Origin of the sequence: Pseudidiomarina aestuarii (genome assembly GCF_003987355.1) — a bacterium.
Classification (GTDB): Bacteria; Pseudomonadota; Gammaproteobacteria; order Enterobacterales; family Alteromonadaceae; genus Pseudidiomarina; species Pseudidiomarina aestuarii.
Window position 1 is genome coordinate 245,620 of sequence record NZ_PIPR01000001.1, and the last position, 21,126, is coordinate 266,745.

At 50.1% G+C, this 21,126-nt stretch carries 13 protein-coding genes; 8 read left to right on the forward strand and 5 right to left on the reverse strand.

What is annotated here, in order from left to right:
* Nucleotide 1: 1 nt before the first annotated feature.
* Nucleotides 2-3,472: a transcription-repair coupling factor gene (gene mfd, locus CWE22_RS01120; protein ID WP_169929565.1), complete on the reverse strand. Its 3,471-nt coding sequence runs from the start codon at nt 3,470-3,472 to the stop codon at nt 2-4.
* 125 nt (nt 3,473-3,597) lie between these two features.
* Here mfd and CWE22_RS01125 point away from each other — a divergent pair, with 125 nt between their 5' ends.
* The 3 genes from CWE22_RS01125 to CWE22_RS01135 are packed head-to-tail and all read left to right on the forward strand — an operon-like array spanning nt 3,598 to nt 6,787.
* Complete coding sequence (locus CWE22_RS01125; RefSeq protein WP_169929566.1) at nt 3,598-4,845, forward strand: lipoprotein-releasing ABC transporter permease subunit; 1,248 nt, start codon at nt 3,598-3,600, stop codon at nt 4,843-4,845.
* Nucleotides 4,846-4,853: 8 nt separating this feature from the next.
* Nucleotides 4,854-5,561, forward strand: a complete 708-nt coding sequence (gene lolD, locus CWE22_RS01130) for a lipoprotein-releasing ABC transporter ATP-binding protein LolD (protein WP_169929567.1) — start codon at nt 4,854-4,856, stop codon at nt 5,559-5,561.
* Nucleotides 5,561-6,787, forward strand: coding sequence for a lipoprotein-releasing ABC transporter permease subunit (locus tag CWE22_RS01135; RefSeq protein WP_169929568.1), 1,227 nt, complete (start codon nt 5,561-5,563; stop codon nt 6,785-6,787). The genes lolD and CWE22_RS01135 overlap by 1 nt, the downstream gene beginning before the upstream one ends.
* On the opposite strand, the gene CWE22_RS01140 is transcribed toward CWE22_RS01135, so the two are convergent.
* Nucleotides 6,772-7,341, reverse strand: coding sequence for a DUF2062 domain-containing protein (locus CWE22_RS01140; protein ID WP_169929569.1), 570 nt, complete (start codon nt 7,339-7,341; stop codon nt 6,772-6,774). The two genes, CWE22_RS01135 and CWE22_RS01140, sit on opposite strands and share 16 nt — an antisense overlap.
* 39 nt (nt 7,342-7,380) lie before the next feature.
* On the opposite strand from CWE22_RS01140, the gene CWE22_RS01145 reads away from it, so the two are divergent.
* From CWE22_RS01145 to kdsB, 5 genes are read left to right on the forward strand one after another with little or no spacing between them, the layout of a single operon-like run.
* A complete protein-coding gene (locus CWE22_RS01145; protein WP_169929570.1) occupies nt 7,381-9,717 on the forward strand; it encodes a DNA internalization-related competence protein ComEC/Rec2 in 2,337 nt (778 codons plus the stop codon).
* Between the two features lie 60 nt (nt 9,718-9,777).
* On the forward strand, nt 9,778-11,541 hold the full coding sequence (gene msbA / locus CWE22_RS01150; protein WP_169929571.1) for a lipid A export permease/ATP-binding protein MsbA: 1,764 nt from the start codon (nt 9,778-9,780) through the stop codon (nt 11,539-11,541).
* Nucleotides 11,541-12,548, forward strand: a complete 1,008-nt coding sequence (gene lpxK, locus CWE22_RS01155; RefSeq protein WP_169929572.1) for a tetraacyldisaccharide 4'-kinase — start codon at nt 11,541-11,543, stop codon at nt 12,546-12,548. The genes msbA and lpxK overlap by 1 nt, the downstream gene beginning before the upstream one ends.
* A gap of 9 nt (nt 12,549-12,557) precedes the next feature.
* Nucleotides 12,558-12,743 carry a Trm112 family protein gene (locus CWE22_RS01160; RefSeq protein ID WP_169929573.1) on the forward strand — a complete coding sequence of 62 codons (186 nt, stop codon included), beginning with the start codon at nt 12,558-12,560 and terminating at the stop codon, nt 12,741-12,743.
* Nucleotides 12,744-12,759: 16 nt separating this feature from the next.
* Entirely contained in the window at nt 12,760-13,512 is a 753-nt protein-coding gene (gene kdsB / locus CWE22_RS01165; RefSeq protein WP_169929574.1) for a 3-deoxy-manno-octulosonate cytidylyltransferase, read from the forward strand.
* On the opposite strand, the gene CWE22_RS01170 is transcribed toward kdsB, so the two are convergent.
* Genes CWE22_RS01170 through CWE22_RS01180 form a run of 3 tightly spaced genes read right to left on the reverse strand, consistent with a single transcriptional unit; the run spans nt 13,490 to nt 20,906 of the window.
* On the reverse strand, nt 13,490-16,558 hold the full coding sequence (locus CWE22_RS01170) for an efflux RND transporter permease subunit (protein WP_169929575.1): 3,069 nt from the start codon (nt 16,556-16,558) through the stop codon (nt 13,490-13,492). The genes kdsB and CWE22_RS01170 overlap by 23 nt on opposite strands.
* Complete coding sequence (locus tag CWE22_RS01175) at nt 16,555-19,821, reverse strand: efflux RND transporter permease subunit (protein ID WP_169929576.1); 3,267 nt, start codon at nt 19,819-19,821, stop codon at nt 16,555-16,557. The genes CWE22_RS01170 and CWE22_RS01175 overlap by 4 nt, the downstream gene beginning before the upstream one ends.
* Nucleotides 19,818-20,906 carry an efflux RND transporter periplasmic adaptor subunit gene (locus CWE22_RS01180; RefSeq protein WP_169929577.1) on the reverse strand — a complete coding sequence of 363 codons (1,089 nt, stop codon included), beginning with the start codon at nt 20,904-20,906 and terminating at the stop codon, nt 19,818-19,820. The genes CWE22_RS01175 and CWE22_RS01180 overlap by 4 nt, the downstream gene beginning before the upstream one ends.
* Nucleotides 20,907-21,126: the final 220 nt, after the last annotated feature.

Consider the following 21,126-nt stretch of genomic DNA (forward strand, 5'->3'; position numbering starts at 1 on the left):
CTTATGAGTTTCCAGAAAAAGCTTCTAATAATGACTCTACCAGTTTCAACCGTGCTTGAGTATCTTCGATTTTTTCAAGAATACGTAAACGGTTTGCACCTTCGAGTCGATAATACTGCGGATGTTCCTGAATCAACTGGATTAATAGTTCAACGGAAACTTTGGTGTCTGCATCAAACTCAAACGTAATGCCCTGTGGACCACCATCAATTTTGCGGATCCCTAAGTGGCCAGCACGATTACGTAATTCAGTGACACGCACCAGATTTTTTACGGCGTCTGGGAGCAAGCCAAAGCGATCGATCATTTCGACTTGTAGTTCGCGCAATGCTTGCGAGTTATCGGCGCTGGCAATGCGTTTGTAGAGACTCAGACGCGTATTCACATCAGCAATATAGGTGTCTGGCAGCAATGCAGGCACGCGCAAATCGACGTCGCTCTGTTGTCGCAACAGACTATCTAATGCAGGTTCTTTGCCATCGCGTAGGGCTTGCACCGCTTGCTCCAGCATTTCCATGTACAAGGTGAAACCAATGCTCTCAATTTGACCACTTTGATCATCGCCGAGCAGTTCACCGGCACCACGAATTTCTAGGTCATGGGTAGCTAGCATAAATCCAGCGCCCAGATCTTCGAGTTGCGAAATAGCCTCAAGGCGCTTCAGTGCATCCTTGGTCATCCGCTTGGGATGCGGCGTTAATAAGTAGGCATAGGCTTGATGATGCGACCGACCGACGCGCCCACGCAGTTGATGCATTTGAGCTAAACCGAGGTGATCGGCTCGGTCCATAATGATTGTGTTGGCGGTTGGTACATCAATACCCGTTTCAATAATGGTCGTACACACTAATACGTTGAAGCGTTGATGATAAAAATCGGACATGATGCGCTCGAGGTCACGTTCGCGCATTTGCCCGTGAGCGATCGTCACACGAGCCTCTGGAATAAGAGCTTCTAAATCGCGCGCGGTTTTTTCAATGGTTTCGACATTGTTGTGGAGAAAATAGACTTGGCCGCCACGTAAAATCTCCCGTAATACTGCTTCTCGTATGGTTGGTTCATCATATTCACGGACGAAAGTTTTCACTGCCAGTCGTTTGGCGGGTGGGGTCGCAATAATGGATAAATCGCGAACACCATTCATCGCCATATTTAAGGTTCGAGGGATTGGTGTGGCCGTGAGAGTTAGAATATCGACATCAGCACGAAGCCGTTTGATAGCCTCCTTTTGGCGAACACCAAAGCGATGTTCCTCATCCACAATCAGCAAACCAAGGTCGTGAAAATGAATATCGTTTTGTAATAACTTGTGGGTACCGATCACGATATCCACTTTGCCATCCTTTAGGTCTGCAAGCACTTGGGTCGTTTGCTTACCGCTGCGGAATCGCGATAACACCTCCACTCGGAATGGCCAATCGGCAAAACGGTCTTTGAAATTCTCGTAATGTTGCTGTGCCAGTAGGGTAGTTGGGACCAATACGGCGATTTGCTTACCGTCATTAGCGGCAACAAAAGCGGCGCGCATCGCTACTTCCGTTTTACCGAAACCAACATCACCACAGACGAGACGATCCATAGCGCGATCGGATTCCATGTCGGCTAATACTTGCGCAATCGCATCCAATTGATCGTCGGTCTCGATAAACGGAAAACTACCCGCGAAACGTTTGTATTCCTCTTCGTTCAATTGGAATGCATACCCGGGTTTGGCTTCGCGACGCGCATAAACATCGAGTAGTTCGGCTGCGACATCGCGGATTTTTTCTGCTGCTCTACGTTTGGCGCGTTCCCATTGGTCGTTGCCCAACTTGTGCAAGGGTGCGCTACTCTCTTCGCCACCGCTATAACGACTGAGCAGATGGAGCGCAGCGACGGGCACGTAGAGCTTACTGTTACCCGCATATTCAATGGTGACAAATTCGGTAGTAACACCGCCAGTTTCGAGAGTTTGCAGTCCTTGATACCGCCCGACACCATGGTCAATATGAACAACCGGTTGGCCGATCCGCAATTCCGCCAAATTGCGCACCATGTGTTCAGTACTGACGGTAGCTTTCTGATCGCGGCGGCGACGCTGAACGATACGGTTACCAAGTAACTCCGTTTCGGTAATGACGATCAGGCGTTCTGCGGGTGATGCAAAAGAGTGTACGACGGGGCCAATTGACATAGCCGCGAAGGCTTCGGCTTGGATAAATTCGGCAAAGGAATCAACTTCCTCGAGTCCAAGTTGTAATGGGGCAAGCAGTTCACGCAAGGATTCACGGCGACCTGCTGACTCTACAACAAAAAGCACGCGATAGCGGTCTTGGCGCCATTGTTTCAGTTTGTCGCTAAGTTTTTGCAGTGGTTGCTTGTGCTGTGGCTCCACAGCAATTTCACTGACCGCTTCTAAACCGAATTTACGCGGTCCCGGCTGAGGCTTATCCGCTGGCACTTGAGCGCGAATACGTGGGCGCCGTTTCCATTCGCTATGCAACTGGTCGACGGTGAGAAATACATCATGCGGCGGCAGGAGCGGGCGTAACGGGTCATAGCGGCGCGATTCATAGCGACTGGAAATATCGTGCCACAAATGCTCGAGGCTACCTTGCAAGTCACCGAATGTGACAATCATGGTTTGGTCGGGGAGGAAGTCGAATAAACTGGCTGTCTGGTCAAAAAACAGTGGTAGGTAATACTCAATCCCGCCGGGAAACTGCCCTTGAGAAACTTGATAGTAGACCGAATCGCGTTCGTTAGAAGCACCAAATCGTTCTCGATAACGTGCTCTGAACCCTTCAATAGCTGATGTCGTGGTCGGGAATTCATGCGCTGGCAGCAAGTTAATCGTGTCGACTTGTTCAGTCGATAATTGCGTGTCTGGATCAAATCCACGGATGGTGTCGATCTCGTCATCGAAAAAATCAATCCGAAATGGCTGAGAGCTTCCCATCGGGAATAAATCGAGAATGGAACCACGCACACTGAATTCACCGTGTTCCATAACCTGCGCGACATAACGATAGCCGGCGCGCTCGAGGCTGAGTCGCATGCCGTGCACATCAACCTGTTGACCGACTTTCATCTGTAGGGCTTGACCCGCAACGTAATCGGTAGGTGAAATTCGATGCAGTAGCGTGTTCAGCGAGACAATGAGTGCACCGCGTTGCATACCAGGCAGGTTCGCGAGCACGCTCAAGCGTTCGGAAATGATGTCTTGATGGGGCGAGAAACTGTCGTAGGGGAGGGTTTCCCAATCAGGAAACAACCATACTTGGTCGGCCCACTGCGGCGCAAAGTAACGAATTTCTTGTTCCAGCCGATGCGCTTGTGGAGCATCGGGCGTCACGATCAGAATAGGTGCCGAATGCGTTTCAATGAGTTGAGCTAATGCCAAAGCAGCACTGCTCCCCGCGAGCTCCTGCCAAGTCATGTCTTTACTGGCATCGGTCGGCATCGGTGGCATCAAAATGGAAGTACGAGTCATGGCCCCGGTTACATCTCTAGTCGGTCATTGGTTGGAAAGAGCTAAGTATACCTGAACTTGGCGCTTGGATCAGTGCGTGCTTTTCTTTATGCTTGCAGCGCAAGATATTGTTCATTTGAGGTTTTATGCCACTGTTTGCTCCCACACTTCTGGCGTGGCGTTTTAGTCGTGCTCGGCATGGCCAACGTTTTACACGCTTCATTAATAGGTTTGCATTAGCTGGCATTGTCGTCGGCACAGCAGCCCTAATTGTCGTGGGTTCAGTAATGAACGGCTTTGAATCTGAGTTAAAGCAAAGAATTTTAGGCGTTGTTCCTCAGCTAACCGTCAGTTCAATCGACCGTGAACCATTATCTCATTGGCAGAAATTGCGCAGTGAGCTGCCTGCAATTCCCGGTCAACAAGCCTTAGTGCCGCAAGTATCGACAGCGGGCGTGATTCAAGCGCAAGGGCGCTTAAGGCCAGTACTACTGCAAGGTATTTTCCCCACAGACCCCGAGAGTCGACAGGCGTTGTCAGCTGTACGTGAACATTTGGTGGTTGGCCGCTTTGAACCAACGGCGGGTGACTACGAAATTGTATTGGGGCAAGCCTTGGCGCAAGAGCTCGACGTCTGGCCAGGTGATCGTGTTCGTCTGATTGCCGCAGGCGGTGGTGTATTTACTCCGCTAGGTTTAGTCCCTGCGCAACGTCAATTTACAGTGATTGGAATTGTGGCCATGCAGTCTGAGGCCGATAGTCAATTGCTGCTATTACATGGTGCCGATGTCGCGCGTTTATTGAGGATGGCAACAAGTCAGGTGACTGAGTTACGCTATTACTTTGATGACCCCTTTAAGGCACTGTCCGCTCAGCAACAATTAGGCCGATGGTTTGCGGAGAATCAACCGGGACTCACCTCTCTCAGCTGGCGTGAAGCCTATGGCGAGTTATTTGATGCCGTTGCACTCGAAAAACGTATGGTTAGTTTGATGCTTGGACTGATTATTGCGGTTGCAGCATTTAATATTGTGTCGGCGCTCATGATGATGATTCAAGACAAACGGGCGGATATCGCGATTTTACAAACCATGGGGATGCGGCGGCGTGGCATCCAATGTGTGTTTTTAATGCAGGGCATCCACAACGGTGTCATGGGTAGTCTCGTCGGATTAATGCTGGGGCTTGCGGGAAGTTGGTGGATGAATGACATCCTCACTATTCTCGGTATCGACATGAGTTTAGTGGGGGGTACGGGGCTACCAGTCGTTATTGAAGTGGAACAAATAGTCTGGATTCTGACCGCTGCGTGCTTATTGAGCATCGTTGCCACGATTTACCCGGCATGGCGCGCAAGCCGTATCTTGCCCGCTCAGGCATTGCGCTATGAATAAGGAAAGCTATGACTACAACTAGTTCAGGACCACTGCTAGAGTGTCGACAGTTGGGACGCGTGTATGCCGACGGACAACACCAATTAGCAGTACTCAAAGACGTGAATTTCAGTATCGCCGCCGGCGAACTGATGGCGATTGTTGGTAGCTCAGGTTCTGGGAAAAGCACACTGTTGCATATACTCGGTGGGTTAGATAAACCAACCAGTGGCGAGGTGTTGTTTCGGAATGAAGTGATCAGCCGTTGGTCGAGTAATAAACTTGCAGACTGGCGTAACCGAGAACTCGGATTTATTTATCAGTTTCATCATTTGTTGCCCGAGTTTACTGCGCTTGAAAACGTCGCCATGCCGCTCTGGATTGCTGGCAAACAGCGCACGATGGCCCTTGAACAGGCGGAACACTGGCTCGCCAAAGTCGGCTTAGCGAACCGTCAACATCATCGTCCCAGTGAATTATCCGGTGGTGAGCGGCAACGGGTTGCTATAGCGCGAGCCTTAGTGAATAAACCGGCTATGGTGCTTGCAGACGAACCGACCGGTAACCTTGATACCACCACAGCAAACCAAGTCTTCGATCTGATGTTGCAATTGAACGCCGAACTCGACACTGCTTTTGTGATTGTGACTCACGATCAAACCTTAGCCGCGAAACTTCCCCGCACGTTGCATTTGCAGCATGGGCAACTCGTTACTGCCACTGTGGACGCTGACTGATGCGCTTAGATTGGTCAATTGCCCAACGTTTTCGTCGCTACCGCGCGAGCGGTGATGGGCCAGCACAGGGCTTTTTGAGTTTTATTTCAGCGTCCTCAACGCTGGGCATAGCGCTGGGTTGCACGGTTTTTATTGCGGCGCTCAGTGTGATGAATGGATTCTCGCAACTCCTTGAAAATCGTTTCCTTCAATTGATTCCACATATTGAGATTACTGCTGTTGACGGTGAACTTGACGATGTTCTAGCGCTCGTTGAGCAAGTTACGGCTCATCCGCAGGTCAAGACTGCGCGACCGGTTATCAAAAGCCAAGCAATGGTGCAGCAAGGTAGTGATTTTGTCGGTATGCAACTACAAGGCGTCGCGTTAAATCAATCGCAACCGATTGAACAATATACAGATGCTGAGAGTTGGCAAAAACTGACGCAACCACGGCAGGTCATTATCGGCCGTGGTCTTGCGGCCAAGCTTGAAGTGGACCGAGGCGATACGCTGACGTTACTGGTTGCTGAACAGAACAGTTTTCGGCAACCACGGCGAATCCAAGTGCAGGTGGCCGGTACTTTTACCTTTGGTGGTCAGGTTGATCATCAGTTGGCATATACCAGCTTAGCGACTGCCAGAGAATTAGCGGGACTCGAGCAAACAGCTGCAGCTGTCGAAATTTCTGTGCGCGATATCTACGCCGCACAATCTGTAGCTTATGAACTTGGACAATCCATTCGTGAACATGTCTATTTAGACCACTGGATGCGCGCGCAAGGTCACTTATATCGCGATATCCAACTCGTGCGGTTAGTCATGTATGTGGTGTTGTCGTTAGTGTTAGCTGTAGCGTGTTTCAATATTGTCTCGACGCTGATCATGACTGTTCAGGATAAGCAGCAACAAGTCGGCATTTTGCGGACGATGGGGATGCGTGCCTCAACAGTGCAACGAATGTTCATCTGGCATGGATTGCTGAACGGGCTCTGGGGCATTGTGTTTGGAATTTTGGGTGGACTGACACTCACCGCCTCGCTACCTGCTTTGTTTGCCGGTTGGCAAAGCCTGACTGGCGAGAGTTTACTCGCGAGCGATGTGTATTTCGTAGCGGAGATTCCAGTCGCTTTGCAGGGGCAGGATGTGCTCATTGTTACGGCAGTAGCACTGCTTATGAGTCTATTAGCTACGCTGTACCCCGCGTGGCGAGCAGCGCGTCTCGAAATCGTTCAATCACTCGATTGATGATCTGATTTCGCTTTAGCTTTCGGGTGCGGCAAGCGTTTACGCATGCGTTTTGCGCGTTCTTGCCATGCAGCGATCACCGATTGACGCCATAGAATTCGAATAGCGAAGTAGCCCGTAATACTGCTGACAACGGCAAAGATTAAGCAGCCCAATAAAAATGCCGGTCCGATACTCGAGATACTACTACCAAGCCAGGCCCAGGATAGTTCAAAAGCAAACGGTTGTGGTGGTTGACTTAAAATCCACGCCCCCAGTTTGTAGCACAGGTAAAACAACGGCGGCATGGTTATCGGGTTCGATACCCAAACCATAGCAACTGAAAGCGGTAAATTGACGCGAAATGGAATGGCTGCGGCAGCAGCTAAAAACATCTGAAATGGAACCGGGATAAACGCACAGAATAGGCCCACAGCAAAGGCTCCAGCTGCGGAACGACGATTCAGATGCCACAGATTTGCGTCATGCAATAAACGGCCAAAGATCTTCATGCTCCGACTGCGTTTGATGCTGTCGTGGCTGGGCATGATACTTTTCATAAACTTCTTTGGCATGTCTAACCTAGTTTATTACAAGGTGAAGGTACAACGTCCATGGATCGGTGGTTGTGCGCTCTATTATGCGGCTATGCCGTGGCATTTTTATTACCTTCAACACCCACTTGGGATGCGTGGTTGTGCCTGTTGGTCAGCACGCTCGTCATATTGGGAATGACGTTTTGCGTCCATTCGAAATCTATCCGCTGGGTGAATTATACAGAATCTCACCCGAGACGTCTTGCTTTCGCTCTATCCAGTTTAGCGGCGGTATTGTGCGGTATAACCTGGGGGATTGGCAATGCGACTTTGGCATTAAAATACGTGTTGCCTAAACCCACCATCAATACCACAGTAACGCTGCAAATTCGTATCACTGAAATCCCTCGCATTGAAGATAACTATTGGCAATTGGAAGGTGTCGTATCGGAGATGTCAGGTGCTTCCATCAATCAAAAGCCGATGGCACGTCTGAATTGGTATGAACCTGAGCAAAACCTCACACCACCAAGCGCGGGCGATACATGGCTAGTGGCAGTCAAACTGCGCGCACCTCAAGGCCCCCGAAATCAGGGCAGCTTTCTCTATCATCGCTATTTAATCGCTGAGGGTATTCAAATACTCGGTACCGTGCGACATGGACAGCAACTCCACGCGGCTGCGACTTGGCGTCAACGATTGTATGACGATCTCCAAGTCAACGCGGGTGACTTGCCATTTTTTGGCGTTTTGTTGGCTTTAGTGATGGGCCAACGGGAACATCTTACGGATACCCATCGGATGGTATTTCAGCGAACCGGTTTGGCGCATCTGATTGCCATCTCTGGCCTACATTTAACCCTGCTAGTCGGTGCTGCATTGTGGCTTGGACAAGTCTTGCGTTGGTGGTTGTCGCGCAGTCGTAGTCGCCGCGATGGGGCTAATTCACTGACTTGGGCATGGTGGTTTGCAGTACTGTTAGCGATGCTATATGCGTGGTTAGCTGGGTTTGCGACCGCCACGTTGCGTGCGCTCGTGATGGTATTGGTTTTTGTTCTCCATCGTCGTTTTGCGCAAAGGGTGTCGGTTTGGCGCGTGCTAGTTCGAACCGTAGCGGTGGTGCTGGTGTTTGAGCCTATGGCACCTTTAAAAAGTGGATTTTGGCTGTCGGTGTGTGCCGTCGGTATTATTCTGTGGATGCACTGGCGTTGGCCGCGGATCACCGGCTCTTGGCGCGAACTGCGAGTTTTGTGGCGTTTAGAATGTGTGATTACAGCTGCGTTGTGGCCATTCATGCTGCTGTGGTTTGGTGGTTTGCCGGTGGCCGCGCCATTAACGAATCTCCTGCTGGTGCCAGTGTTTGCCGTGTGGATATTGCCGCTGGCGCTGGTCGGTTTGTGTTTTATGCTGCTTGGGCTTCCAGCAGTAACGCATTTTATCTGGTGGTTAGCGGAGTGGCCGCTTCGTATTGTGTGGCCGTTCTTAGATTGGCTCAGTACCACCTCATGGCAATGGTTGACCACCGCGGAAACCTGGCCGCTGTGGGCAGTGCTCGGTGCACTATTGATGGCTGCATGGCCGCTTGCATGGCGGTGGCGGCTTGCCAGCTTCGGCGCGTTGTTCATAGCAGTGTCGATCGGTCAAACCTTGCGCACCTACGACTCGAATCTCGTCGTCACTTTGCTTGATGTGGAGCAAGGTAGTGCAGCTGTACTCGAAAGACAAGGATACGCGTTACTGATTGATACGGGGGCTAAATGGCCAACTGGGACAGATATAGCGGAACGAATTGTTTTACCCTATTTGGCACAGCAACGATTGACGCCTGAATTAGCGTTCATCAGTCATACAGATCTGGACCACAGTGGTGGATTTGCAACCATTCAAAGAACCTATCCACGGGTGCGTTGGTTCGGTCGGACGCCACCGGATGGTCATTTATGTATCGCTGGGCAAACGGGAGAATGGCGTGGTGTGCAGTGGCGAGTCTTGCATCCAAGGCGCAGTTACAATAATCATCACAATAATAATTCTTGCGTCATTCAAGTCACTTACCGAGATTTGGTCATCCTATTCCCGGGTGACATTGAACAAGCCGCAGAGCGAAATTTATTGGCGCACAGCGCTCCAGTTCAAGCTGATGTGCTAGTGCTGGCCCACCACGGCAGCAATAGTTCATCGGAATCCTATTTCCTCGACCATGTTCGACCTTCGGTCACCATTGCAAGTCGTGGTCGCAATAATGCTTACGGTATGGTTGACGAACGTGTTCGGGAACGCATCCAACAACGCGCGCTAACATTGATGGATACAGCGCAGGGAGGACAAGTGCAATTGCGAACAAATGGGTACCAGTGGAGCATTCAGCAACCCTTGGCGGCGAAAAATGGCGGCTGGTTTGATCGGGATAACTAGCCAGTCGCCTGCAAAAACGTATAGAATAGCTGAAATTGTTTTCGGATCATGACCTTGTCAATGAACGACACTCAACTTAATCCAGAAGTGCGCGACCGCACCTTCCGTCGCTTAATGGGCTATATCAAGCCTTATAAAGCTGCCTTTATTGTGTCCATCATCGGGATGCTCGGCTATGCCGCCGTCGATACGTTTTTCTTGTCGCAAATTGAAACGCTGATCGATGATGGGTTAACTGATCGCAATGCCCAAATCATGATTTATGGCGCTATTTTTGTGCCGGTGATATTCATCGCACGAGGCCTATTTAACTTCATCTCCAGCTACGCCTTAAATTGGGTGGGTTTCCGTGTAGTGACAACCATGCGGCAACAACTCTTCGATCACATGATGAAGTTACCCGTATCGTTTCACGATCGTCACTCTACCGGCGAGTTACTGTCGAAGATTACCTACACGACGCAGCAAGTCGCTGAAGCAAGCAGTCGAGCCGTTTCTATTCTGATCAAAGAAGGGGCGTTTGTATTCGGGTTGTTGTGCTTGATGTTCTATCATTCTTGGCAGCTATCTTTGGTATTTCTGATCATTGGGCCACTCATTGCCAAAGTTGTGGCTGTGGTATCCAAGCGTTTTCGCCGAGTATCGAGTCGAATTCAGACGGCCATGGGTAATGTCACGACATTGGCAGAGCAGATGCTCAATGGTCATAAAGTGGTCGTGATGTACGAAGGGCAAAAGCGGGAGTCGAAACGGTTCGAACACATTAATAATGTTACCCGAAATCAGAATATGAAGCTGGTGAATGCGCAGACCATCAGTACGTCGGTCATTCAATTAATTGCCTCATTTAGTCTGTCGATGGTGTTGGTGCTTGCTAGTTTCCCAGAGATGTTTGCGCAGCTTACCGCGGGCGGTTTCACAACCATACTGACGGCGATGATTATGTTGTTGCGACCGCTGAAGCAATTGACAACGGTGAACAGTGATTTCCAGCGCGGGATAGCAGCGGCACAAAGTATTTTTGAGCTACTGGATCAAAAAATCGAGCGGGACACAGGGAAAAACCGCGTCGAACGAGTTGCTGGGAATATCGAATTTCGGGATGTTTGTTTTGCTTATGACGAAGCAGATTCACCCGCTTTAGATCACGTTAGTTTTTCGGTCGCTGAAGGCAAAACACTCGCCCTCGTTGGGCGTTCCGGAAGCGGCAAGTCGACCATTTCCAATTTGTTGACACGTTTTTATACCCCGCAAGACGGCGTGATCTTGCTCGATGGCGTCGATATTTTTGACTACAAATTGAAGAGTCTTCGGCGCCAATTTGCAGTGGTGTCGCAGCATGTGACTCTGTTCAACGATTCGATTGCGAACAATATTGCTTACGGTGCGTCAGGGAAAATTAGCCCAGAGCGCATTCGAGAAGTTGCCGAACAAGCCTACGTGACCGAGTTTACCGATAATTTACCTTTGGGCTTAGATACGATGGTCGGTGAAAATGGTGTGATGCTCTCTGGTGGTCAGCGACAACGAATTGCCATTGCTCGCGCTTTGTTGCGTGATGCTCCCATTCTTATTTTGGATGAAGCAACCTCAGCATTGGATACCGAGTCAGAACGACACATTCAACATGCGCTGAGTCGTTTACAGCAAAATCGGACGTCGATTGTGATTGCGCATCGACTATCCACTATTGAAAGTGCTGATGAAATTCTGGTACTTGAAGATGGTAAAGTTATCGAGCGCGGAAGCCATAAACAGTTGCTCGAATCACAAGGTGCTTATCATCAACTCTACCGGCTGCAATTCAGCGGCGAGGAACAGTAATGTGGTGGCAGCGCGCCTGGTATCGTTCCGGTGTGCATCCCTTACTGTGGCTGTTGTGGCCACTGCAAGTTCTGTATCGTCTAGTGGTACAACGCCGCCGCCAACGCTTCTTGCAGAAACCACCTGAAGGTCTCCCTGTTCCAGTCGTGATCGTCGGCAATCTTACGGTCGGTGGCGCCGGTAAAACTCCCACCGTGGTTGCTCTGGTCGAATGGTTGCAAACACAGGGGCATCGGCCTGGGGTCATTGCTCGAGGCTATGGTGGTAAAGGACCTTTTCCTCAACCTGTGACACCTCAATCAGCAACCGCTGCAGTCGGCGATGAACCGCGTCTTATTGTGTTGCGGACAGGCGTTACTATGGTGGTTGACCCAGACCGCTCACGGGCGGCAGCAACTTTGCTCGAGCTGGACCCACAGATTTCCATTATCGTTAGTGATGACGGCTTACAACATTATGCCTTGCCACGCGATATTGAACTCGTTGTGGTTGACGGTGAGAGGCTCTTGGGGAATCAAAAGCAATTGCCATTGGGACCACTGCGAGAGTCGGCGCGACGCTTGAGTGAAGTTGATTTAGTCGTTCAGAATGGTGGTGATGACGGCGCTTTGAGGCATTGGTGTGAGCATTCTTACCGATTTGAACTAACCCCGCTCAATTGGCGGCGGGTTAGCGATGGGGTCGAGGTTTCCGAGTTGCCGGCTGGTGAACGAGTCGCGATTGCCGGGATTGCCAATCCAAGCCGTTTCTTTGACACTCTGAGAGCACAGAATCAACAGGTCAGTGATTGCCATGCTTTCGCGGATCATCACCCATTTACTCTTGCTGATTTTGCCAAGTGGTCAAATAGTGATGCTATCTTGATGACGGAAAAAGATGCTGTAAAGTGTCAATCATTCGCGCAAGACCGTTGCTATTATTTGCCGGTTAAGGCGCAGTTTAGTGATGAGTTTTGGTCGGCATTTCAACAGTGTATTGACGCAGCAATAGCACGCAGACAGCAGTAAGGAATAGGTATGAGTTTGGATTCAAGAACGTTGGCCTTGCTCGTTTGCCCACAATGCAAAGGCCGCTTGGAATGGCGCGAAGAGCAACAAGAACTGGTTTGTCGGGGTGAAAAGCTTGCATTTCCAGTACTTGATGATATTCCACATTTGCTGTTGTCCGCAGCCCGAGAAATGTCCTCAGACGAACTTAAGTAATGGAGTACCGATTGATATGAGTTTTACGGTCATCATCCCAGCACGTTACGCCTCGAGTCGCTTGCCTGGCAAACCTCTTGCCATGATAGGGGACAAGCCCATGATTCAGCGCGTTTACGAACGTGCTGCAGCTGCAGGTGCCGCTGAGGTTATTGTGGCAACCGATGATCAGCGGATTGTTAGCGCTGTGGAAGCATTTGGTGGCCGCGCGATGTTGACTTCGACTCATCATCAATCAGGAACCGAGCGGATTGCCGAAGTTATCGATTATTTGGCCATTGCCGATGATCACATCGTGGTGAACGTGCAAGGAGATGAGCCGTTTATTCCTCCGGAAATTATCCGCCAAGTCGCCGATAACCTTGCCAATCAAAAGCAAGCACAAATGGCCACGTTGGCAGTACCGATTCACTCACTCGAAGAAGTGCTGAGTCCACACGCTGTGAAAGTGGTGACGGATGTAAATGGCTATGCCTTGTATTTTAGCCGCGCACCTATTCCTTATGAGCGCGATGGATTAAGTCAGAACAAACTTGCTGCGCTTGCCGATTATCGCCGGCACATCGGTATTTATGCGTATCGAGCCGGTTTCGTTTGGCGCTACGTTGAGTGGGATCCAAGCCCACTGGAACAAATTGAGTCACTCGAACAGTTGCGGGTGCTTTGGTACGGAGAACGCATTCATGTCGCTGAGGCCATCGCAACTCCGCCGGCGGGTATTGATACACCCGCCGACCTCGTGCGTGCTAACCAGCAATTACTCGACTAACTTTTTGACCAGCTTTCAGCCTTAAGCGACGGCAGCGTGCGCGAATGCTGAGCAATCGAACATACGCGTAAGGCACCAAGTAGAGGCTGGTGACGGTGGAGAACACTAAACCGCCAATAATTGAAATGGCCATAGGTGCGTAGGGTGGTCCGTCACCACCAATTTGCGTAGTGCCGAACGCCAACGGAACCAAGCCAAGAACGGTGGTCGCTACGGTCATTAATATCGGCCGTAAGCGACTCACACTGCCATCAATCACCGCTCTTTCTAAACTGTGTCCTTGAGCCAATAGCTGATTGATCCTATCGACCAGGACAATACCGTTGTTTACGACTATCCCCATCAATATCAGAATGCCAATCATTGCCATCACATCAATGGACTGGCCGGTAATGTACAATGCCCAAAATACGCCGACAATCGAGAATAATAGCGACGTAATCACTGCTGTTGGTAGCAAGATCGACTCAAATAAAGCCGCCATGACGATGTAAATCATCGCTACGGCCAAAAGTGTGTTCACCAACATCACGTTCTCGGCTTCTTGTTGCCGCTGGAAGCTGCCATCCAATGACCAGGCGTAACCTTGCGGCAATGCCAGTTGATTCAGTACCTGAGTTACTTGAGTACGTGCTTCACTGGTGGTGATATCCACTAAGTTCGCCTCAATATTCAATGAGGTTCGCCGATCAATTCGGCGAATTTCACCTAAGCGTGGTTGCTTTTCAATAGTGGCAACAGCCGCGAGCGGTAAGACACGCCCATCGATTTGAGCAATCGGCAAATTCTCAAGTGCTGTTAGTGAGGTTTCCAATTCCTTGTCGAATGCAACGCGCAGCGGAACTTCACCATTGGGGTCGCCGCGGAAAGACCGCAACCGCTGGCCACGCAGTGCCGTCGCAACAGAGCGTGCGGCGTCTTCGGAGCTTAAGCCAAGGCGATGCACATGTTCGCGGTCAATTCGAATTAAGAGTTCGAATTGACCTGCATCCATCTCGGTTTGAACATCGGTAAAACCCTCAATACCAGCAATACGCGGAACGATATCAGTCGCCAATTGCTGCAGCACGTCAGTAGAGTTACCCGACAACGTAATGCGCACTTGATCGCCGCCGCCACCGCCGAAACCAAATTGTGGCTGACTGCGCAACATTTTGGGGAAATCTGAGCGGATCCGTTCCATTAAGTCCGCCAATTTGCCTTCGCGCTCAGGCTTTAAAAGCACCGTTGAGATTGCATAGTTGGGGGTGTAATAGCTGTAAACTGCATCGATATCAAATGCTTCCTGATTGCGATACAAATAGTCTTCCATGATCGATACTTCATTCTCAACTTCAGCCAGACTGTATTGAGTATGGAGCCGATAATTGATAAAAATCCGATCGTTAAACCCTTGCGGTGCGGAATCACCACTGACACCCGCAAATGGAAAAGCGATACTGAGCAATAAGAGAACCGCAAAGAAGCCTGTCCATCGCGGATGCCGCCACGTCCAATTCAGCGAACGTTCATATCTGGACGGTGTTGTCGGTGTTACCGCTGATTTCGCTTTGCTACCCAAATGCTTGGCGAGTCGACTAGTCAGCAGTGGAATCAGTGTTTGGGCAATCAACAATGACGCTAGCAACGAGAGACAGATCGCAATCGCGGTGTGCTCGAGGAAGATCGTGACGTCAATTTTCTTTCCAAAAATATTCGGTAAAAATACGATAGCGGTCGTTAACGTTCCTGCAACGACGGCTAGAGAAACACTGCCCACACCTTTGATGGTCGCCTCTTCGCCCTCGGCGCCTTGCTCGCGTTCGTATTGAATACTCTCAGTAATAACAACCGCGTTATCGACCAACATCCCTATAGCAAGCATCAAGCCCATAAGCGACAGAACGTTGAGCGAATACCCTAAGAAATACATTCCGCCCAATGCTACGAACATCGCAATTGGGACCGATAACACTACAATCAGCGTCGTGACCAAATTCCGTAAGAAGATAAACAACACGATAAATGAGAGAGCAGCGCCCACCAAGCCGGCGTTGACGAGGTCACTTAACGAGGTGGTGACACCATCTGCCGTATCGTCCATGACATACAAGTTGATACCATCGAATTGCGGGTCGTCACGAATTTCTTCGATCACGGCCATGACACGTTGCGAGACGTCGACTAGGTTCGCACTCGAATCTTTGAAGACTTCCATGCCTATAGCATAGCGTTGATCTAAGTGCCGGCCGTCTTGGCGTCGCGGCATTTCGCGTCCGACTTCAGCGATATCCCCGAGTTTTAAGCCGGGCTTAATCGGGAATTGTTCAATGTCGTACTCGCTCTGAAATTCGCCCACTGGATTAACCAAAATACGCTCATTAGCATTTTCAATGTAACCCGCAGTGAGCGAGAAATTAGCGCGTTGTAACAGACGCGTGATTTCCTGAACTGATAAGTTGTGGCTTAGTAAGCGAGCTTGATCTAAGCGGATGACTATCTGTTGCGGTTGCACCCCATAGAGCGTGACTCGTGACACGCCATCCACGCGTTCGATGGGACGACGCAGACTGCGATCGAGCAAATCATAGGCATTGGACAGGTCGCGCTGACTGGAAATGCGCAGCTGAAATACTGGCATATCTTCAGTATTAAACTGGAGTACCTGCAGTCGCTCCATATCATCGGGGAGTAGGTGTTTGACGGCATCGACCTTTTCTCGCGCCTCAATACTGATGGCATTGATATCAACGCCCCAGGCAAATTGTAAAAATACCTGACCACCTTCTGAACTTGAAGAACTGCGCAACCGCTCCACGTTACTGAGTGTTGCAAGTGCCTCTTCCAGTGGCCGCGTCACTAAGCGCTCGACCTCAGCAGGGGTAGAGTTAGGGTAGGGTGCAATGACGACAATTTCTGGTATTTCGATTCCAGGAAACTTTTCCAGTGGCAATAATCGCGAACTGATCGCACCTAACAGGACTAGAGATACGAAGATCATGCAGGTGGTGACAGGGCGCCGGAGCGCCCAACGAGCCAAAGCAGAACCTATTTCAGCGGCGTTCATGCTGGCTTCTCCTCAGTTTTCACCTGCTTGCGATCAACCAGCAAATACAAACATGGAATGAAGAGCAAGGTCAGCAAGGTCGAGAAGACCAAGCCCGCGATGACACTAATGGCCATAGGCGCACGAATCTCTGCACCTTCACCGAGTCCCAATGCCAACGGCAACAGACCTAGCACTGTCGTCAGCATGGTCATGAGAATCGGGCGCAGTCGGTTTTGAGCGGCAGTGAAGACTGCGTCAAAACGAGCCAAACCTTCAGCTCGTAATTGATTGATTCTATCAACCAAAACAATGGCGTTGTTGACCACGATACCAGCCAACATGATCAAGCCGATGAACACGATAATGCTCAGCTCGGTACCGAGTAACCAAAGCCCCAACACAGAACCAGCACCCGCCAGCGGCACCGTAAATAGGATAAACAGCGGATGCAAAAGGGACTCGAATTGCGATGCCATGACTAAATAGACCAGGAACACAGCCAATATGAGTGCAAACTGCAATGACTGGAATGACGCCTGCATTTCTTCATTTTGACCGGCAACATGCGCCGTAATGGTCAGTGGCAGTGTCGTATCGCTTAGCACTTGCTGAGCTTCTGCGACGGCGGCACCGAGGTCGCCATAAGTGAAGTTGGCTTCCACCAGTGCGGTGCGTTGTTGGTCAACCCGGGTGATTTCGCTTGGCCCCACAATCGGCGTGACAGTGGCTACCGCGGTAAGTGGGATTTCACGTTCAGCACCCGGGTTGATGATCAGCTGCTCCAAATCACGAATCGAATCACGGTCCACCTCTTGACTGCGAACGAGGATATCGATTTTGCGATCGGCCAGACTAAATTGAGTGGCAACACGACCACCGATTTTGGTCGCTAGAAGTTCAGCAACATCGGCGCTGGTGAGTCCATACTGAGCCAAACGAGCGTGGTCAAAGAAGACCGCCAGTTCTGGTTGACCATCAGTCATGTTGACACGGATATCGGTAAAGCGGTCTATAGCACCGAGCTCTGTTGCTAATAATTCCGCGGATTGTTGAAGTAGCGCAAGATCGTAGCCAGTGATCTCAATGGTGATTGGGCTACTGAAGTTGAACAGTTCTGGGCGTCCAAATTTCACCATGACACCAGGTTGTTGCGCAGCATACTGCCGCAACGCTTCACGCACGTATATTTCTTCAGAGTCGGCTAGGCCGCTATGCATCACTACATTGAATCGACCCCACTGGTTACCACTTTGACCCGGTGCTGCATTCAGTAGACTGCCGGTTCCAGCCACACTGTAATACCGCGCAACCGCTGCCGTAGCTCGCTCATCGTTTGCGACTACCGAGCCTAGACCGGCCAAGACCGCATCAGTTTCAGTGATAGTGGCGCCCGGTTGCAGTTCTACTTCTACGTAGAATTCACCTTGCGCCATATCGGGTAGCAGTGCTACCGGGAGTTGCGGCAAGAGGGCGTAACATGCCAACGCCACGATAATGATAGACGCGAGAGTCAACTTCGCCTGCTTCAGTGCGGTATTTAAAAGTCTCTCGTAGCCGCCTGACAAGCGTTGATACATCCAGTTGAAGCCGACCAATAATGGTGTAGTGATGAATAAGAAACTACGACTCAACAGACGCCAAATCAGTGTCACCAGCATGGTGATAGCCAGTGGAATATAATGGAACAGAATCCGCAATGGCCACATGAGCCCATGCCCGACTTTTTGCCAGCGCGTTAGCGGCTGATTTGACTCGTTCGACGCACTGAGTTCCGCAGCCGGTTCACGCTGTTTTTTCGAGCCTTTAGTCGACAGCATCGGGATTAACGTCAGAGCAACTAATAGCGATGCCGCGAGCGAGAATGTGACCGTCAGCGCTTGATCACGGAAGAGTTGCCCGGCAATGCCCTCAACAAAGACGAGCGGGAAAAACACGGCCATGGTGGTTAATGTTGACGCGGTGATTGCCCCAGCTACTTCTTTGGTACCGATTTCGGCGGCTTGCTCTGGGCTATCGGTTTCTGCGCGACGTGCAATATTTTCGAGTACCACAATGGCATTATCGACCAGCATACCCACGGCCAATGCAATGCCGCCTAACGACATCATATTGAGTGAAACTTGGTAGCCATGCATCAAGTTGAAGGTGGCAATAATGGACACTGGAATTGCAATTGAAATGATGACAGTCGGCCACACACGCTGCAAAAACAGATAGATAATCACCATTGCTAACAGGCCACCTAGTATCGCAGCATCGCGAACTTCGGCAATTGCGGCAGAGATAAAGACAGCTTGATCATAAATCGGTTTTACGGTGTATTCGGCCGGAATGAGTTTGGCATTTTGTAATTGAGTCAAGTTTGACTGAATCGCTTTGGAAACTGCGACTGTATTCGCATCTCCTTCTTTGTACAGAGACACTTCAACGGCTTCTAAACCACCCACTCGTGAAATAGAATCGCGCTCTTTGTAGCTGTTGTTCACATCAGCTATATCGCGTAACAGAATCGATTGACCGTCACGCGTGGCAATATAGATATTGCGAATATCATCCAAGTTTTCGAATTGATTCAGTGTGCGGACTAAATATTCGGCGCGTTCTGATTCGAGGCGGCCGCCTGATAGATTGATATTTTCACTACGCAGACGTTCCATGATCAACGTCATCGGGATTTGCAATTGACTCGTGCGCTGTTCGTTCACCAGAACCTGGATTTCATCTTCCAGACCACCACCTAAGCGCACCGACGCAACCCCCTCAACCGCTTCGAGCTGTCGTTTGAGATCTTCTTCAGCAAAGGTACGCAGGCGCTTTAAAGTGCTAATAGACGCCCCATCGGTGCCTTCGGCAAGACCCAGAGCTAATCGATAAACAGGTTCTTCGGCTGGGTTAAAACGCAGCAACACCGGCTTCTCGAGGTCTAATGGCAGTTCCACCAGATCAATCTTTTCGCGGACATCAAGGCTGGCCATGTCCATGTCAGTGCCCCAAGCAAATTCAAGCACGACATCGCTTTGTCCGGCACGTGAAATCGTCTCGATGCGACGGATCCCTTTGACGGTGCCTAGGTTCTCTTCCAGCGGTTTACTGACTAATTGTTCAACTTCACTGGGCGCGCCGCCAGGATAATCGGTGCGTACTGTCAGAGTTGGATAGGCTAAGTCGGGAAGTAGCGTCACTGGAATACGGCCCAGTGAAACCATACCGAACAGGAGTACCGCGAAGGTGACCATGGTGATGGTCACTGGGCGTTTGACCGCTAAGGTGACAATACTCATGATTGTTGCTCACGACGAATGACCTCGACCAGAGCTGCATCTTTCAGATTCGATTGCCCATTCACAACAATTTCGTCACCCGCGTTTAGGCCTTCCACAATTTCAATGTGAGTTTCGTCTTCAAAGCCAATTTTCACATCGATTTTATGGGCTACGCCATCAGCATCAACAGTAAAGATAGTGTGTTGATTATCCAAACTTTGTAGAGCATAACGGGGTACCGTGACGGTTTGCTCGCGTGTTGCATAGTTCAAGTTGACGTTCGCGAACATACCCGCTTTTAAACTTAATTCTGGGTTGGCGACATTTAGCACCACTTTGAAGGTACCGGATTGCGTGTCGATCATCGGGCTGATACGTTCTACCGTTGCTGGGATAACTTCGTTTGGTAGCGCACTGACACGCAATTGAGCCGTTTGCCCAACTTTGACATGACGGAGCTCACGCTCAGGTAAGTAGACATTACCCTGTAACGAATCGAGCGCGATAATGTGGAATAACTTTTGCGGTTCGTACTGTTTGACTAAATTACCGGTTTTTACATAGCGTTTGGCAATATAGCCACTGATTGGTGCGCGAATATCAGTTTCGGCTAGGTTCAATGCTGCCATATCGTAACGAGCTTGCATCAAATCGGCTGAGAAGCGCAATTTTTCGTAAGAGTCTTGGCTGATCATGTTCTGTTCGGCCATTTCTTTCATACGGCTGAGTTCTTGCTGAATACTATTCAGTTCGGCGCGAGCTTGTGCAGCTTGTATTTGGTATTCCTCATCGCGAATGCGCGCGAGTACCTGACCTTTTTGAACATAGTCGCCTTCTTCAACCAATAATTCTTCAACCAGTCCATTTGCCTTACTCACGACATCGGTTTCCTCACGAGCCTCGAGAGTGGCGGTCGTGCGGAAACTGGAGGTGATGGCGCTCAATTTAACCTGTTGCGTGGCAACGGGGATTCGCGCTGCAACTTCGGTTTCAGGCTCAGGATTTTGCGCACCGGCATTGCCACAACCGCTTAATCCGAAGCTCACAGCAAGCAGAGTGGCCATGAGGCTAGTACGAATGGGGAAACGAGTATTGGTATTCATTTTAGTTAGTCCCGTCAAACAAAAATCAGTTAAATGGTTAAAGTCATCAGTGTTATGCATGTACTGTGCCAACTTTACATGTTCATCTTAGTATTCAGTCGCTAGTGCTTATCAGCAGTGGGATTGCGATTGGTTCAGGTGAATAAGTGGTGAGTTGATGGTGCGTAGTTTAGTGTGGAAATGAATAAAAAAAAGCACCTCGAGAGGTGCTTTTTGGTAA